Here is a 17,888-nt window from a genome sequence, read left to right as displayed (position 1 = left end):
TATTTTTGCGGGAATAAGTCATGTCTCAAAAGATTAATGCAACAGATATTACTGAAGAAGAAGCATTAAATGCTGTTTTCTTTGAGCGTGCGGATGAATTTATTAAACAAGCTAATGATTTTTGTCGCCCGCCAAAAGATAAAAAAGTTGATCCGGCTGAGCTACGTGGTCAAGTGAGTGCTGCAATGTTATTTGCTACTGCCCGTTTCAATACATGGGTAGCAGCAAATAACTTTAAAGATGGTAATGAAATGCGTGATGCAAAAGATCAGGTCATGTCTTACCTTCTTCAGCAGTTTCAAATGATGCTTGAAGATAACTTTGATGAGTATTGTGAACAATTCGAAAATTATTTACGTTTCCGTAAAAATGAAGATTTTCACGCGCACAAACATGATCATTAACATGATTTAAAGACCTAAATAAAAAGCCACATTTGAGTGGCTTTTTATTTGCGAGAAGACTTTATTTCTTTGCGGCCTGACCATATTGATCAGCCATCACTTCGACCAAATGTTCAGGTTTAATATACTTCTTAATTACTCTGTTAACGTCAGCAACAGTCAATTTAGTTAACTCTTGATCATGACGAATTCGGTCTTGCAATGTTTTGTTTGTTTCAAGCTGTAGATTTAACATGCCATGAATATTACGTTCATCTTCTAGTGCCGTAACTCGTTTCTTCATGATATCTGCTTTAGCAGCTTCAAGCTCTTGCTCAGTTACCCCATTTTTAACCAAGTCATTTAACACTTTGTGTATTGATGCAGACACTTGTGCTGAGCGACCCGAAGTATAATTTGCACTAATACTCAAAGCCCCTACATTCGTATCACGATCAAGTTGCAGCCCACTTCCAAAACCGTAGACTAGCGCATTTTTCTCACGAAGCTCTTGAGCTAAACGTGATGAAATTTGAGATTCCCCTAAAATATAATTCATTAAAATGAGAGCAGATGCATCTGGATGGTTTTTCCCAACTGGAATTGAAAGCACACTTTGGTAGCTACCAAATTCACGTTGCTCAGATAAAACATGAACTTGCTGTGCTGGAAAATCAACGTGATCAATCAAGATTTTTTGATATGGCTGCTTACCGTTCCAACGACCAAATTCCTGATTCAGTAATTTCTGCATCTTTTTCGCATCAAATTCGCCTGTAATAGCAATTTGAGCATGGTTCATTGCAAAGAAACGCTCATATAACTCTTTCACTTGCTCTTGAGTTGCGTTTTTCAACTGTTGTTTTGCCAATTCAGGTTCGAAGTGATAACGCAAATCACCCGGTTGATATTCTTCAAGTAAACGTGAAAGTGTTAAGCCCGCTACTACATCTGGTTCTGTATAAGGACGATCAAGGCTTGATAAGCTTTGCGATTTAATTAAATCAAATTGAGATTGTTCAAATTTCGGATTTTTCATCACATCAAGAACAAACTTGAAAAACTCATCAAATTTTTCTGATTTAGACTGAATATTAATGGTCATGCCATTGCCATCAGCACTTGCATAAGCCGCACCGCCTGCATCAATTGATTTATCAGCAATATCTTGCAAACTGTATTTATCAGAACCACGAAGCAATAAGTATGACGTTAAATCAACTACCGTACCTTTATTAAATAAAGATTTTTCTGTTCCGAAGTCCATCGTAATCGTTGCGTAAGTACGATCATCACGCGTTTCAACTGGGAATAAAGCATACTTCATTCCATTTTTTAGTTTTCCACGGATAATCTTCTTCTCATTGCTTTCAACATATTGCTTAGAAGTTTTTAAAAACTCAGCGACTTCTTGTTGATATACCTTCGGATCTTTTAAAGGCTCAGCCTTTGCTTCGACCTGATCTAGAGTTTTAGGTGTCTCTTTTGAATTTTGCTGTTGAGCTTTTTTCTGGTCTTCGGGGGTTGGCAAAATATCGCCATCAATACGATGCTCAGCCACAAGGAACTGCTTTAAAGTTTGATTCACTTCATCTAGCTTAACTTTTTCTACTGAATCCAAATCTTTAAAATATTGATCCCATTGCCCGCCAGCGACGGTGTAATCACTTAACCGTGACCCAAGTGCTACCGCATCTTTAGTGATTAAGTCACCTTGAGTTTTCATTAAACTTTTAACACGATTTAATTCAACCTCAGTAAAAGGCTTCCCTTTTTCAATGCCCGCTAACAAAGAGCTTTCAACTTTTTTTGGGTCATTACTAGGTGAATAAATGGCACCAAGAAAGACCACATTAAAATCTTGATCTAGCCAAGTACTCGCATCAACATTTGTGGTAATACCTGTTTCAACCATGTTCTGGTATAAGTGACCACTTGGCTGCATTGTATATAACAAAGGCGCTAAAGCGAGCGTGGGCTGAATTTTGGTATTTTTACCATTCATATAGATATGGAATTTAGCGAGATCGCTCCCCTTTTTCACCATAAACTGACGATTTTTTATTTTTGTAGAGTCGAGCACAGGAATCTGTACAGGCTTAGGAACAGCTCTTGCCGCGATTGGGCTAAAATATTGATCTATTGTTTTTAAGACATCTGTCTTATCGAACTTACCTGAAATCACCATGACTGCATTATTAGGTGCATACCAACTACGATAGAACTGGTTTAATTCAGGCATTTTAATCGATTTAAGCTCAGGTAAATCGCCAATCGGTAAACGACCTAAATATTGGTTACCATAAGCTGACTTCCACATTTGATCCATCAGCACAGCAAAAGGTTGATCCATACGGACTTCACGTTCGCGTTTTACGATTTCAATTTCAGAAGGAACAAATTTTTCTTGAAGAACTAATTTATCCATACGTTCAGATTCAAGATACAGCACCTGATCAAGCGCAGTTTTTTCTGGACGAACGATATTGGTATATTTGGTCGAGTAATAATCGGTACTGGCGTTTGTCATCAATGTATATTGATCTAAACGACGCTGGAATTCTTCCCCTTTAACATTTTGTGTCCCCTTAAAAGCCAAGTGCTCAAGCAAATGAGCTAAGCCACTTTTACCTTGCGGGTCATTTAATGAGCCTGTTAAATAAATGGTATTAATAAAGATTTTATTTTCTTTGTCATTCGGCGCAAGTACAATCCGAAAACCATTATCTAATTTATATTCCTCAATATTTTGCTTACTTTTTACTAGTGTAGTTTGTGCCCAAGACGCAGCACTTAAACCAAGAATACATAGGGAGAGTGTCAGTTGTTTAAACTGCATAAACATATAAATACCAATTAATTTGAATAATAAAAAATCAATAGTTGTGGGACTATAGTAGGAAATTTAAGCTGACTTTCATAGTAAAGTTTTGAAAAAAAAGCCGTTTATTTAAACGGCCTTATATTTTAAGGAAAAATTTCAGCTTGCATATAAAGCTTCCCATACCCTGAAACTTCAATACGTTCCTGATTGAGGATATTGCAATATAAAACGCCTCCACGGCTAGAAGCCTGATAAGCCATAATATTATTTTTATCGAGTTTCTCTGCCCATAATGGTGCTATTGCCGTATGAACTGAACCTGTAACAGGATCTTCCTCAATGCCCGCGACAGGTGCAAAATAACGCGATACACAATCATATTGTTGATCGGCTTTTGAGGTGATTGCAACATCCATCCCTGCAGTGGTAATCGCAGTCCGTTTACCTAAGGCTTTAAGTAAGTTCATGTCAGGCTGCTCATCTAACACGTCTTGCACTGATTCATACTCAACAATGTAGGCTTGAACATTTTGATAAACCGCTTTAAAGGGTTTTGTTAATGCTTGACGTAAAAGAGCTGGATAATCTTCAACTTGATGAGCTTTGCGAATTGGAAAATCCATTCTGATTTTACCGTCTTCATTTTGGTGAACCACAAAAAGACCCAAGGTTCGAACATGGAAATTAATGGTCTTTTTCTCGGTAAAATCTTTAAATAATACGAAAGCACTGGCAAGTGTGGCATGCCCACAGAAATCAACTTCGATCGTTGGAGTGAACCAACGGATTTCATAGTTTTCAGAGTCTATAATTTTTACAAAAGCAGTTTCAGATAAGTTATTTTCAAGTGCTATCTTCTGCATTAAATCTACATCTAACCACTCTTTTTCAACAACGACAGCGGCTGGATTTCCACGAAATAGCTCTTTTGTAAAAGCATCGACTTGATACATTTTCATGATAGTGCTCTCTTTTGTAATAGACTCATTTTCGAAAATTATTTAAAAGAAAAACAGATACAGTTTTTTTTAAATTAACATCACAGTAATAATTTATGCATATAAAAAAACGGCTCATCTAGAATAGAGAGCCGTTTTTTTTACTGATCTTTAATGATGTTGAGTTAATTCAATTTCATCTTCACTGTTTAATATTTCTTTATCAGTCTGGCCCATGAATTGACTCGTCACTACACCCGCAGTCATTGAACCATTTACGTTTAATGCAGTACGTCCCATATCAATGAGGGGTTCAATTGAAATAAGAAGCGCAACCAATGTTACAGGTAAACCCATTGCAGGAAGAACAATCAGCGCAGCAAAAGTCGCACCACCACCTACTCCGGCAACCCCAATTGAACTTAAAGTCACAATACCAACTAACGATGCAATCCACATTGGGTCTAAGGTGTTGATACCCATAGTTGGTGCAACCATCACCGCGAGCATTGCAGGATACAAACCTGCACAACCATTTTGACCAATAGTCGCCCCAAAAGAAGCAGAGAAACTTGCAATAGATTCAGGCACACCCAAACGACGAGTTTGCGTCTCAATGCTCAGTGGAATACTTGCTGCACTTGAACGACTAGTAAATGCGAACGTTAAAACTGGAGCAACTTTCTTAAAGAATTTAAGTGGAGAAACACCCGTCATCGTCAAAATAATGGCATGTACGATAAACATAATCGCCAAGCCTAAATAAGACGCCACCAAGAAACCGCCTAGATTTAAGATATCTGCGACATTTGAACTTGCCACGACTTTTGTCATAAGCGCAAAAACACCATATGGTGTAAGTGTCATCACTAAGCGCACAAGCTTCATTACCCACGACTGCAACGTCTGAATCGCAGTAAGAATACGTTGACCTTTTTCTGCGTCGTCCTTCATTAGGTTAAGCGCTGCTATACCTAAAAAGACGGCGAAAATAACCACGCTAATAATTGAAGTTGGGTTTGCACCAGTTAATTCAGCAAATGGGTTACTTGGAATAAAGGAAAGAATAAACTGCGGTACACTTAAATCGGTAACTTTACCTACATAATCTGTATTAATCGCAGTTAAGCGTGCAGTTTCAGCAGCACCTTGCACCAAACCTTTTGCCGTTAAGCCAAACAGATTGGTAACAAATACCCCTACCAGTGCAGCAATCAGCGTTGTAAAGAGTAAAGTACCGATCGTATAAAAACTGATTTTGCCTAAAGAAGATGCTTGGTGTAATTTTGCAACCGCTCCCAAAATAGACACAAATACCAAAGGCATAACGACCATTTGTAAAAGTTTTACATAGCCGTTTCCAACGATATTAAACCAGCTAATAGATTCAGCAAGAATCGGATGGCCACCGCCATAAATCAAATGTAGTCCTAAACCAAACACTACACCTAGAACTAAGCCAGCCAGAACTTTTTTCGATAAGCTCCAGTCTGTTTTACGTGTTTGGGCGAGTAAAAATATTAACCCGACAAAAACCACAATATTGATGATTAAGGGTATATTCATTCCCAAACTCCAAATTATTGCTTGTGTCATCTTTCAAGGGGGCATATTTGACCATAGCCGGCCTATATAAACTACCCTTTTCAACAATTTTATAGCATCAAGATGATTACAAACTTGCGTGAGAATATAAAATGACTTTTAAATACATATATATCACTTTTAATTTATAAATTAAGTGAGATATTTATGTATAAAAACCAGCCTCTACTTAAGCAACCTTTAATTCAAATTGCTGCTCAATAAAATGAATAAATTGCTTTAAATTGGTCCCCCATGTTTCTGGTAACTGGGCAACTAAATATGTAGTGAAAAAAGCAGATTCTGTATTTAGTCCAAAACAATTAACTGAAACTTTATCTGCAACTTTTGTGAGATATGATTTCGGTAATAAAGCAAAACCAACACCTAACTCTACACAACTCACGATTCCGTCAAGACTACCCATTTCCATAATTTGCGAAGGCGGAATACTAAAGTCATTCAAGAAAAGCTCTATGGCATGTCGATATGAACAACCTTGCCGAAATGCAATAAATCTGGTCTTTGCAAGGGTTGCCTTGTCTGGAAAACTCTGTTGTTGCTTAGGGCAAACCAAAACCAGCTCTTCATGCCACACAGGAAAACTATATAACTCAGGAATCGAATGTTTAGATGCCACAAAAGCACAGTCCAATTCCCCTTGATGTACCGCATTTAATAAATAACGGGTCGGATGAGTTTGCAGCTCAATCGGCAAATTCGGATACTGCCTCATACATTGATTGAGTAATTGAGGTAGACGTATTGCTGCTGTCGTTTCCATACTACCCAAACGAATGGTTTCGTTCGGATCAATATCACCTTCTTGAAAGATCTTCTTAGCTTTATCGTGCAATGCAATCATTTGAACAGCATAGCTATGTAACTGTTGTCCAGCATTCGTTAAAGTCACGGGGTTATTACGATTGAATAAAATAACCTCTAACTCTTCTTCAAGTTTTTTTATATGGCTCGTGATATTCGATTGAACCGTATACATTTTTTGTGCAGCCAATGAAAAACTTCCACTCTCTGCAACTGCTAAAAAAAACTCTAGAGACTTAAGCAACATACCACTATCTCAAAATAAGATAATAACTATCATATTAAATCATTTTTAAAGATTTAAAAACTCGTTTTTAATAATAAAAAAATTGAGCGTCCTCTCATGTCTACGTTTTATCGAATGAGCTTAATTGTCTTTTTGGCAACTTGTTTGGGAATTGGTGTTTTTAGATTTTCCTATACTGCGCTTATGCCCATCATGATCGAGCAATACCATTGGACCCATGATTTTGCCAGTTTCTTGGGCAGCGCAAATTTATTGGGATATCTCATTGGTGCTTTATTCGCCCTATTGAGTATTAAAGAAAAGTACATCCCATCCATGATTGTCTTGTCGGCTATAGCTGGCAGCCTCAGCCTACTAAGCTGTTCATTCATGGATATGCCTTTGGTGTGGTTCATTTTTTGGCGTACGATTTCAGGTATTGCTGGCGGCTTACTTATGATTTTGGCGCCTAGCTTTGCGATGAAATACATTCCCACCACGCAAAGATTAAAAGTTAATTTCTTAGGATTTAGTGGGATTGGTGTGGGCGTTTTATCTGCCACCATTATTATTCCCCTACTTCAAAATATGCCTATTTATTATGTTTGGTATATTTTTGCTGGTCTTTCGCTATTAGGAAGCTTAACTCTTTATCGATTATTAACTCGTAATACTGCCCAGATTATTAAACCACAATCGACCTCTCTACAAGCCTCACAAAAATCACGTTTAGGTCTGGTCATCATTCTTGCCTACATGTGTAGTGCCTTTGCCTACATTCCACATTCTTTGTTTTGGATGGATTATTTATCAGGAACTCTGCATTTTCCATTACAACAAAGAAATTTATTCTGGGTTCTCTATGGAGTGGGAAGCTGCATTGGTGCACTTGTCGCTTATTGCTTAAGCAGACTAATCGAATATCTACAAGCCATTAAATGGTTATATACCATTTACTGCTTAGCCGTTGTTTTGCCATTCCTTTCACATACTGCATCTTTACTAGCCTTATCTTCACTTTTGACAGGCTTACTGACTCCCGCAACCGTATTTATTAGTTCTTATAGTCTGCTACAGATTTATGAGCAACATTATCAAAAGCTTTGGAGCCTTGCCACCATTGGCTTTGCTAGCACTCAGCTTTTAGGGGGAGTTGTCATTAGTACTTTGCATCATTTGCATTGGTCTTATGCCCACCTCTTTCTTTTGAGTGGAACCGTTCTACTCTTTGCAGTTTGCCTTTTACTTCCTGTACGCCCTTCTTTCATCTCAACCCTCGGAGAAACCGAATCATGAAATCTCTGTTCTTCCCGCTATTTTTAATTGCCTTTGTTCTTGTTATTCAGACCCTAGACCAGAGTTATCAAAAGAAAATCGGCTTTATTAAAACTCCGAAACATCCCGAATTTATGCAATAAAAAAAGCCCTCAGTTGAGGGCTTTTTTAAGGGAAATTTATTTAATCTTCCATGTGTTTGATAATTGCATCACCAAATTCAGAACAACGTAACAAGGTTGCACCCGGCATTAGGCGCTCAAAATCGTAAGTTACGGTTTTGGCTGCAATTGCTCCAGAAATTCCTTTAATGATCAGATCAGCAGCCTCTGTCCACCCCATATCACGTAGCATCATTTCTGCAGAAAGAATAATAGAACCAGGGTTTACTTTATCCTGTCCCGCATATTTAGGTGCGGTACCATGAGTTGCTTCATATACTGCAATAGCACCACCAATATTTGCACCAGGTGCAATACCAATGCCGCCTACTTCTGCTGCCAAAGCATCAGAAATATAATCACCGTTTAAATTTAGCGTGGCAATCACAGAGTAATCGGCTGGACGCATAAGGATCTGTTGTAAAAACGCGTCTGCAATGACATCTTTGATAATGATATCTTTACCAGTTCTAGGGTTTTTAATTTTAACCCATGGGCCACCATCAATTAGCTCTCCACCGAAACGATCTAGAGCCAATTCATAGCCCCATTCTTTAAATGCGCCTTCGGTATACTTCATGATATTACCCTTGTGAACCAGCGTCACAGAAGGCTTATCATTTTCGATTGCAAACTGAATGGCTTTACGGACTAAACGCTGTGTTCCTTCTTTTGAAACAGGTTTAATTCCAATACCACATCCTTCAGGGAAACGAATTTTTGTAACACCCATTTCTTCTTGAAGGAACTTAATGACTTTTTTGGCTTCTTCAGAATCAGCTTTCCATTCAATACCTGCATAGATATCTTCCGAGTTCTCACGGAAAATCACCATATCAGTTAATTCGGGGTGTTGAACTGGTGAAGGAACGCCTTCAAACCAACGTACAGGGCGTACGCAAACATATAGATCTAGTTCTTGGCGCAAAGCAACGTTGAGTGAACGAATGCCCCCACCTACTGGTGTGGTTAAAGGACCTTTGATTGATACAACAAATTCGCGAAGTGCTTCAAAAGTTTCTTCTGGCATATAGTTGCCATAAATTTTATTGGCTTTTTCGCCGCAATACACTTCCATCCATTCAATTGAGCGTTTGCCACCGTAAGCTTTTAAAATAGCAGCGTCTACGACTGCTTTCATTGTTGGTGTAATATCCACACCAATACCATCACCCTCAATGAAAGGAATAATTGGATGATTTGGTACGTTCAGTGATAGGTCTGCATTTACTTTGATTTTGTCGCCGTCGGCAGGAACCACGATCTTCTGATAACCCATTATGTAGATTCTCCCTTTTATAATACTTAATTAACTAAAAATAATTATCGATAAACAATACTTTCAACTTTTATTAACGCATAATAGCTTAATCGAATTTAATTCTTTTTGAGATTTATGTGGGAAATAAGCAAATTTCGCACTTAAATATAGCTCAATGTTTTCTCTAGTTATTTGAAAGAAGAAGCCATTTTTTATGAAAATTGTGATTCTCAACAAGCCTTATGACGTTCTCTCCCAGTTTCGTAAAGACGAAGCGCACATGACCGTCTCTGACTTTGTTGATGACCCGACTTTGCGCTTGGCAGGCCGTCTTGATATGGACTCTGAGGGTTTAGTTTTTTTAACCGATCATGGTGGTCTGAATCAGTTCATTACCAACCCTGCAAATAAGAAATACAAAACGTATTTAGTTCAAGTTGATGGCGATGTAACCGAAGAAGCGCTTGAGCAACTTCGTAAAGGTGTAGAACTGAATGATGGTATGACGCTTCCTGCCAAAGCCATTAAAGTCAGTGAACCTGAATGGTTATGGGAACGCAATCCACCCGTACGTTACCGTGCAAATATTCCAACATCTTGGATTGAGATTTCAATTTGTGAAGGCCGTAACCGTCAAGTTCGTCGTATGACTTCTGCGGTAGGTTTTCCAACTTTACGTTTAATTCGTACTAAAATTGGCTCAATCGATTTAGTTCAACTTGGCTTAAAACCGGGTGATGTAAAAGAAATTGAACCATTACTTTACCCTGACTTTAAAGATGTGCCAGCTGAACAACCTTATCGATCACGTTCATATGTGAAAAAGCCAGGCGGTACGGGTGGCAAACCAATGGTTCGCAAAAACAAAGATGGTTCTGCGAAAAAGTCTGGTACAAAACGTATTTGGCAAATGGATGAAAGCGAGAAACCACGTCGTAAGACTAATGGTACAACTCGTCCCAATACCAAAGCACCACGTGGTCGTGGCCGCAATGGTCGATAAGATTTAATCTTTTAAAAGCTCACATCAGTGGGCTTTTTTAATGTCTTTTATTTTAGGCAATAAAAAAACCGGTGCATATGCACCGGCTCTTAAGCTAATTACTAACGAGTTAGTAATTAAGCTTCAACTGTTGCAAGAGCTGCATTAAATGTAGCACTTGGACGCATTACAGCATTTACTTTAGTTGGGTCAATTGCGTAGTAACCGCCGATGTCCGCTGGTTTACCTTGTACTTGAGCAAGTTCAGCAACAATCTTCTCTTCATTTTCAGCTAAAGCTTTAGCAAGAGGAGCAAATTTAGCTTTCAATTCAGCATCTTCGTTCTGAGCAGCAAGCGCCTCAGCCCAGTAAAGAGACAAGTAGAAGTGGCTGCCACGGTTGTCGATTTCACCAGTACGACGTGATGGAGACTTGTCATTGTCAAGCAATTTACCAGTCGCTTCATCAAGTGTCTTCGCAAGTAACTTAGCACGAGCATTATTTTCTTTAATGCCCATTTCTTCTAAAGATACTGCAAGCGCAAGGAACTCACCAAGTGAATCCCAACGTAAATGGTTTTCTTCAACAAGTTGTTGTACGTGTTTAGGCGCTGAACCACCAGCACCAGTTTCGTACATACCACCGCCCGCCATAAGCGGAACGATAGACAACATTTTTGCAGAAGTACCAAGTTCCATAATTGGGAACAAGTCAGTTAAGTAGTCACGTAAGATGTTACCAGTCACAGAAATCGTGTCTAGGCCACGTACTACGCGCTCAAGTGTATAACGCATAGCACGTACTTGAGACATAATTTGGATATCAAGACCAGTCGTGTCATGATCTTTTAAGTACTTTTGTACTTTCTTGATCAATTCATTTTCGTGTGGACGGTACGGATCAAGCCAGAAGATTGCAGGCATGCCTGAGTTACGTGCACGAGTTACTGCAAGTTTAACCCAGTCACGAATCGGAGCATCTTTAACCTGACACATACGCCAGATATCGCCTTCTTCCACATTTTGAGTCAATAACACTTCACCAGTGTCAAGATCGGTAATGTTTGCAATACCAGCTTCTGAAATCTCAAAAGTCTTGTCGTGAGAACCATATTCTTCAGCTTTTTGAGCCATCAAACCAACGTTCGGTACTGTACCCATAGTCTTCGGATCGAAGTTACCATGCCATTTACAGAAATTGATCATTTCTTGGTAAATACGGGCAAATGTTGATTCTGGCATAACAGCTTTAGCATCATATTGCTTACCATCAGCACCCCACATTTTACCACCGGCACGAATCATTGCTGGCATAGAAGCATCTACGATGATGTCGTTTGGAGAGTGGAAGTTTGTGATGCCTTTTGCCGAGTCAACCATTGCAAGTGCAGGACGGTGTTCTTGACAAGCATGTAAGTCTTCAATGATTTCTTCACGTAATGAAGTTGGAAGAGTTTCGATTTTCTCGTACAACCCAGCCATACCGTTATTAACGTTAATACCTAATTCGTCAAATAACTTACCGTGTTTTTCGAAAGCTTCTTTATAGTAAATTTTCACACAGTGACCAAAAACGATCGGGTGTGAAACTTTCATCATTGTCGCTTTTACGTGTAAAGAGAATAAAATTCCCGCTTCTTTACAATCATCAAGTTCTTTTTCATAGAAATCACAAAGTGCTTTCTTGCTCATGAACATTGAATCAATGATTTCACCTTCTTGAAGCGCAACTTTTGGCTTAAGAACAATGCTCTTACCACTATTCGTGATAAGTTCCATTTTCACATTACGTGCGCGATCAAGTGTCATTGATTTTTCACCATGGTAGAAGTCACCTTCTTCCATATGTGAAACATGAGTTTGTGACCACTGTTTCCACTCGCTCATTGAATGAGGGTGTTTTTTCGCATAATTTTTAACTGCTGCTGGAGCACGGCGGTCAGAGTTACCTTCACGAAGGACAGGGTTTACTGCTGAACCAAGGCACTTACCATAACGAGCTTTGATTGATTTTTCTTCTTCAGTCGTTGGATTTTCCGGATAATCAGGAATTGCGTAACCTTTTGATTGAAGCTCTTTAATACATGCAGTTAATTGCGCAACAGACGCACTAATGTTCGGTAGTTTGATAATGTTTGTATCTGGATCTTGTGTAAGACGACCTAGCTCTGCAAGGTTGTCAGATACCTTTTGCTCTTCACTTAGGTAATCAGCGAATTCTGCGAGCACACGTGCAGCTACAGAGATGTCACTTTTAATAATCTCGATGCCAGCTGGCTTGGTAAAGGTCTCAATGATCGGCAGTAGCGAATAGGTCGCCAATAATGGCGCCTCATCAGTCAGTGTGTAAATAATAGTTGACTTTTCACCAGCCATATATAGCCCCTTCCGTTTGATTGAGTGTTGAGGACCGAGCTTGTGGCCCAGCGCCTACGAACCGATATGCTTAAATAAAACCCTGAGAGTATCGGCTCTCATTGTCTTCCAGTCAACGAAATATCCAGTGATAACGACATTTCGCAGCGAAATAATACATAATTTAAATCTATTGATAATATTCCTATACCCAACTTTAAGTAATACATCATTCATCATTACTTTTTTATGGACTGAATATGATTAAATTACATGAGATATCTTTCAGAGTTCTGACAATTATTATACTTTTCATTCAAAACAAACTCAAAGATAAAACGAATCTCATCGTTTAGTAGCACTTAAAAATAAAAAACCGATGTAGAAAACATCGGTTTTTTATAAACTATTTAACTGTTATTTAAGCTTTTAACCATTTTTCAGTTTTAGCCTGATCTTCAACAATAAGTTCAATTTCAGTTAAATCAGATGTAGCACACTCAACTTCAAAAGATAGTAACTCATCGCGACGGAAAGCAAACACAGTATAAGTACCGCCCTGTTTTGCATACTTCTCAACAAGTTTAGTGGTCGCTTTTAAACCATCAATTGCAATAATTACATCATTGGCAGAAATACCTGCTTTAGCTGCTGCGCTATCACGGCGAGCGCTTTGCACGAGTACACCTTCTGGCTTATCAACAAGTTTCAAACCAAGTGGCAAAGATTTGTCAGTTTTAACTCTATAACTTAAGCCAAACTCAGGGAACAGTTGATCAAGTGGCAATTCATCAGTGGTATTAATCAAATGATTAATTTGTTCAATCCAGCTATCACCCGTCAGTTCTTTACATAAATCAAAAATGGTTCTTTCATTTACTTGCATACCATTTTGAGTGTTTTCATATAACCGACGCATTAAAGCATCAAGACTAGAACCACGTAGACGTAAACCTAAATCTAGACATAACGCAACTAACGAACCTTTATTGTAGTAACTGGTACCCGCATTATTCGAGTTTTCATCTTGACGATAAAATTTAATCCACGCGTCAAAACTTGACTCTGCAACTGTTTGAACAAAACGGCCTGGGTTTTGCAAATAACGGTCAATTTGTGCTTTGAGTAAATCAAGATAAGACTTCTGAGAAATCACACCGCTACGTAATAAAATCAGGTCATCGTAATATGAAGTAAAGCCTTCAAATATCCACAATAAAGACGTGTAGCCTTCTTGATGCAAATTATAGTTTGTAAAGTTTTCTGGGCGGATAAACTTGACTAACCATGAATGAAAATATTCATGACTACATAAGCCTAAAAAGCGTTGATAATCTTTAGAAGGTTCAGTGGGTTCATTCGATTTTGGCAAATCCTCACGCGGTGTAATCAAGCTTGTGCTATTACAATGCTCTAATCCACCATAACTATTCCCTGTTGCCATGGTCATAAAGGTATAGTTTTTAAATGGTGCTGACCCGAACATATTTATTTCAGCTGCACAAATTTTTTCAATATCGGCTTTTAGGCGATCAATATTGGTATTGTGCGAACCAGAAATTACGAACTCATGTTCAATGCCGTTCGTCTCAAAACTAAAGCGTGTTTGATCAGCCAATTCAAATGGACTATCGATCAGTTGATCGTAGTGATCTGCTTTTAAAGTAAATCGACCTTTAACTAAGCTTTTTGAAGCTAAGCCTGTTGCTAACTGAAAATGCTTTAATTCATCTGGCAAGAAAACTTCGACTTCACAAGCAGACTGTTCTTGTCCTTCTAAAGCTAAACATACGCATGCTGGATTAATATATAAGCGTGTCTGGTCTACATACGCACCACGTACAGACAAATCATATGCATACACATCATATTCAATCGTCATTAATTCGTGGTCTGTATTAAATAAACGCCAGCGATTCTTGCTCGTTTTTTTAATGTCCAGCAGACGTCCAGCTTCATCATAAGCTTTAACGGATTCAATATGTTTTGAGAACTCTCGAATTAGATAACTACCCGGAATCCACGTTGGTAACCAAAGTTCCTGATTCGGGTTGGCTAAAAAACGAATTGTCACGTGAACAAGGTGTTGTTTGTAATCATCGAACTCAATTTGATAATGCAACATAAATTCTTCAATTTAAAAATAAGAACGGCTTCACATTAGATTATCACTTTTTTGTATCGTCTTGCGTAGATGTATTTTTTGGCAACAATTCACACTAGCCTTCCACGAAAAAAAGGCATAGCATGCTGTGCATCTGTGTCCCGTATTTGCCAGTGAAGTTAAGGTCATCCGTGAAATTTTTTCTATCTCTTTTTACCCTCTTTAGTATTTTTTGTACTACCCTAACCAATGCTGCATTACTCAATATTGCACCTGAAAGTGTTGAAGCTGCTGCATGGACTATAGTAGATACTCAATCGGGTCAAATCATTGCTGAACATAATAGCCATGTGCAACGTGCACCAGCATCTTTAACCAAAATGATGGTTGCATACATTGCCCTAAAAGAGATTAAAGCTGGAAAACTGAAAAAAGAAGAAATCATTACTGCAACTCCAGTGGTTAGTGTTGTGCAGTGGGATGAATCACAAATGTATCTTAAAGCTGGTGAACAAATTTCAGTTGATCAGTTATTGGCAGGTCTAATCGTGATGTCTGCTAATGATGCAGCCGTGACTTTAGCTGAAAAAATCTCTGGCGATGTTCCGCGCTTCGTGCAACGTATGAATCAGGAAGCTCAAGCATTGGGTATGAAAGATACTCACTTTAGTAATCCTGCCGGAATTACGATGCCTGATCATTTCACTACAGCACACGACCTTAGCTTATTAAGTCAGGCATTAATTAAACAAACCCCTGAATATTTACATTATTCAAAAATGCCAAGCTTTAGCTATAACCAACGTTTCCACCACGCGACTAATCTTGCTTTGAAATATGATCCATCTGTAGATGGCTTAAAAACGGGATATACCAAGGCAGCGGGTTATAACTTGGCTTTAACAGCTTCACGTCCTTCATTCTCATCTGACTTAACTCAAAGACGTTTATTAGTCATTGTTTTAGGTACACCGAGTGCTGTAAAACGTGCTGAGATTGCAGATAAATTAATGAATCTTGCTTACGCCTATACACGTGATGAAGTGATTATTCCTGAGCAGAAATTAATTGCTGAACTACCTGTTGTAAAGTCGACTTTAAAAATGTTTAAGGTAGAAACAAAGCAACCGACAATTGTAACGACATCTTTATACGCAGACCCAGCACCAATTGATCTAAATACTTTTGATAATGTGACTCAACGCGTTCAAGTACTTGATAGCAATCAACAGCTCAAGGTGATTGCTCCACTTGAAACGACTCAGACCCATGTAAACATTGAACTCAATGAAAAACAATTAACTGCGCCATTAATGAAAGTCGTAAGTTTGGCAACAGTATCGATTTATCAAAATAATCAACTTATCCGTAGTCTTCAAATCGAAGATAACGTACATATTGAAGAAGCCAACATTTTCCAAAAAATCGCAATGTGGTTTTCTAGCCTCTTCTCTATTTTTTCATCAAGTGAACATAGTGCTGCAAAACTTTACCCAGTAGATTCGCACTAAAAACATCAAATTGTGCACAGACGCACAATAATTTTTATAAATAAAAGATGGCATAATTTAGCCATCTTTTTTTATAGAAAAATAATTAGGTGAAAAAATGACCCAAAATTTACATCATATTGTAATTGTTGGTGGTGGTGCTGGCGGCTTAGAACTGGCAACACAACTCGGTGAAACTTTTGGGAAAAATCGTAAAGCAAAGATTACATTGGTTGACCAAAACCTTACCCATATTTGGAAACCATTGCTTCATGAAATTGCTGCTGGTTCTTTAAATCCCCACGAAGAACAAACTAACTATTTTGCACACTCAGAAAAACATCATTACGAATTTGTGCTCGGAACATTAGTTGGAGTTAATAAAGATAAAAAATTAATTGAACTAATGCCCCCTCAAGTGTCTAAGGATCAGCAGAATCATTCGCAAAAGCTAAGTTATGACACACTTATTTTAGCGCTTGGTTCAGTATCAAATGACTTTAATACAGCAGGTGTGCGTGAAAACTGCCATTTCCTTGATAGCAGAAAGCAAGCCGATATTTTCCAGCAAGATTTATTACATCTTTATATTGAAGCTCAAAATCAACCCAATCAGCGAACTTTAAATATTGGAATTGTTGGTGCGGGAGCAACAGGTGTAGAGCTTGCAGCTGAGTTAATTGAAACGACTAAAAACTTTTATCGATATGGTTTAAAGAAGATTCATCCAAACCAAGTCAAAATCACACTGATTGAAGCTTCTGAACGTATCTTACCTGCTTTAAATGATAAAACTGCTGAACACAGTGCAGGACAACTTAAAAAAATGGGTGTTGAAATTTTAACTCAACATCGTGTTGAAAAAATTGATAAACATTGCATCTACTTTAGTAATGGCAACCAACTTAAAAGTGATATTACCGTTTGGGCCGCAGGCGTAAAAGCACCAAAGGTATTAGAAAGTTTTACCGATTTTAAACGTGACAATATTAACCGCCTAATGGTCTATGCAACCTTGCAAACCTATTCTGATCCAAATGTATTTGCATTTGGTGACTGTGCTCATTGCCAACTTGATGCAAGACATCCTCCACTTGGCCCGCGTGCTCAAGTTGCAAGCCAACAGGCCAGCTTCTTAGTCGATGCTATGGCTGCTCGACTAAATGGCCGATCACAACCGATGTTTACATTTAACGACAAAGGTTCTCTCGTGTCTTTAAGTCGTCATAAAGCCGTTGGAGAATTACTTGGTGATGTCAGTGTGCAAGGCTATATTGCGAAAACAATGTATGTCTCTTTATATCGTTTACATCAAGCAACGATTCACGGATATACTCAGGCTGGACTACTCACAATGAAAGATTTACTTACAAGACGTGTACGTCCAAAAATTAAGCTGTATTAAGTTGAATTTTTTAAGTTCGTCCCTATTTATATAAAAACGCATCAGAAAAAGTGCCAAAGATTAAGATTTTGTAGTC

The 17,888-nt window shown here is 38.3% G+C and carries 13 protein-coding genes; 6 read left to right on the top strand and 7 right to left on the bottom strand.

The genetic code is table 11. The annotated features are described in order from the left end of the window. The first annotated feature begins 20 nt into the window (after nt 1-20). Nucleotides 21-404, top strand: coding sequence for a DUF3144 domain-containing protein (locus tag KTJ10_RS04880; RefSeq protein WP_002118682.1), 384 nt, complete (start codon nt 21-23; stop codon nt 402-404). Between the two features lie 61 nt (nt 405-465). Here the strand turns inward: KTJ10_RS04880 and KTJ10_RS04875 are convergent, their stop codons facing one another. From KTJ10_RS04875 to KTJ10_RS04860, 4 genes are all read right to left on the bottom strand, one after another. Continuing rightward, nucleotides 466-3,228 (bottom strand): M16 family metallopeptidase, encoded by a 2,763-nt coding sequence (locus KTJ10_RS04875; protein ID WP_182917863.1) that lies wholly within the window; start codon nt 3,226-3,228, stop codon nt 466-468. 122 nt (nt 3,229-3,350) lie between these two features. Beyond that, a complete protein-coding gene (locus KTJ10_RS04870; protein ID WP_262441477.1) occupies nt 3,351-4,166 on the bottom strand; it encodes a PhzF family phenazine biosynthesis protein in 816 nt (271 codons plus the stop codon). A 150-nt stretch (nt 4,167-4,316) separates the two neighbouring features. Continuing rightward, entirely contained in the window at nt 4,317-5,711 is a 1,395-nt protein-coding gene (locus tag KTJ10_RS04865) for an L-cystine transporter (protein ID WP_262441476.1), read from the bottom strand. A 208-nt stretch (nt 5,712-5,919) separates the two neighbouring features. Beyond that, nucleotides 5,920-6,801: a LysR family transcriptional regulator gene (locus KTJ10_RS04860; RefSeq protein ID WP_262441475.1), complete on the bottom strand. Its 882-nt coding sequence runs from the start codon at nt 6,799-6,801 to the stop codon at nt 5,920-5,922. A gap of 96 nt (nt 6,802-6,897) precedes the next feature. Here KTJ10_RS04860 and KTJ10_RS04855 point away from each other — a divergent pair, with 96 nt between their 5' ends. Beyond that, on the top strand, nt 6,898-8,076 hold the full coding sequence (locus KTJ10_RS04855) for an MFS transporter (RefSeq protein WP_262441474.1): 1,179 nt from the start codon (nt 6,898-6,900) through the stop codon (nt 8,074-8,076). Next, nucleotides 8,073-8,198, top strand: a complete 126-nt coding sequence (locus KTJ10_RS04850) for a hypothetical protein (RefSeq protein ID WP_170249472.1) — start codon at nt 8,073-8,075, stop codon at nt 8,196-8,198. Before KTJ10_RS04855 ends, KTJ10_RS04850 begins: the two co-directional genes overlap by 4 nt. 40 nt (nt 8,199-8,238) lie before the next feature. On the opposite strand, the gene icd is transcribed toward KTJ10_RS04850, so the two are convergent. Continuing rightward, on the bottom strand, nt 8,239-9,495 hold the full coding sequence (gene icd / locus KTJ10_RS04845; RefSeq protein ID WP_016146080.1) for an NADP-dependent isocitrate dehydrogenase: 1,257 nt from the start codon (nt 9,493-9,495) through the stop codon (nt 8,239-8,241). Between the two features lie 196 nt (nt 9,496-9,691). Here icd and KTJ10_RS04840 point away from each other — a divergent pair, with 196 nt between their 5' ends. Continuing rightward, nucleotides 9,692-10,480 carry an rRNA large subunit pseudouridine synthase E gene (locus KTJ10_RS04840; protein WP_032063312.1) on the top strand — a complete coding sequence of 263 codons (789 nt, stop codon included), beginning with the start codon at nt 9,692-9,694 and terminating at the stop codon, nt 10,478-10,480. A gap of 116 nt (nt 10,481-10,596) precedes the next feature. On the opposite strand, the gene KTJ10_RS04835 is transcribed toward KTJ10_RS04840, so the two are convergent. Together KTJ10_RS04835 and KTJ10_RS04830 are read right to left on the bottom strand one after the other, a co-directional pair. Beyond that, a complete protein-coding gene (locus KTJ10_RS04835) occupies nt 10,597-12,834 on the bottom strand; it encodes an NADP-dependent isocitrate dehydrogenase (protein WP_002118624.1) in 2,238 nt (745 codons plus the stop codon). Between the two features lie 400 nt (nt 12,835-13,234). After that, nucleotides 13,235-14,938 carry a M61 family metallopeptidase gene (locus KTJ10_RS04830; RefSeq protein ID WP_262441473.1) on the bottom strand — a complete coding sequence of 568 codons (1,704 nt, stop codon included), beginning with the start codon at nt 14,936-14,938 and terminating at the stop codon, nt 13,235-13,237. 170 nt (nt 14,939-15,108) lie between these two features. Here KTJ10_RS04830 and KTJ10_RS04825 point away from each other — a divergent pair, with 170 nt between their 5' ends. After that, nucleotides 15,109-16,428, top strand: coding sequence for a D-alanyl-D-alanine carboxypeptidase PBP6B (locus KTJ10_RS04825; protein ID WP_262441472.1), 1,320 nt, complete (start codon nt 15,109-15,111; stop codon nt 16,426-16,428). A 97-nt stretch (nt 16,429-16,525) separates the two neighbouring features. Next, nucleotides 16,526-17,812 (top strand): NAD(P)/FAD-dependent oxidoreductase, encoded by a 1,287-nt coding sequence (locus KTJ10_RS04820; RefSeq protein ID WP_262441471.1) that lies wholly within the window; start codon nt 16,526-16,528, stop codon nt 17,810-17,812. Nucleotides 17,813-17,888 lie beyond the last annotated feature (76 nt).

Origin of the sequence: Acinetobacter sp. WU_MDCI_Abxc222 (genome assembly GCF_025514755.1) — a bacterium.
GTDB classification, from domain to species: Bacteria; Pseudomonadota; Gammaproteobacteria; order Pseudomonadales; family Moraxellaceae; genus Acinetobacter; species Acinetobacter geminorum.
This window is presented reverse-complemented; position numbering and strand designations above follow the sequence as displayed.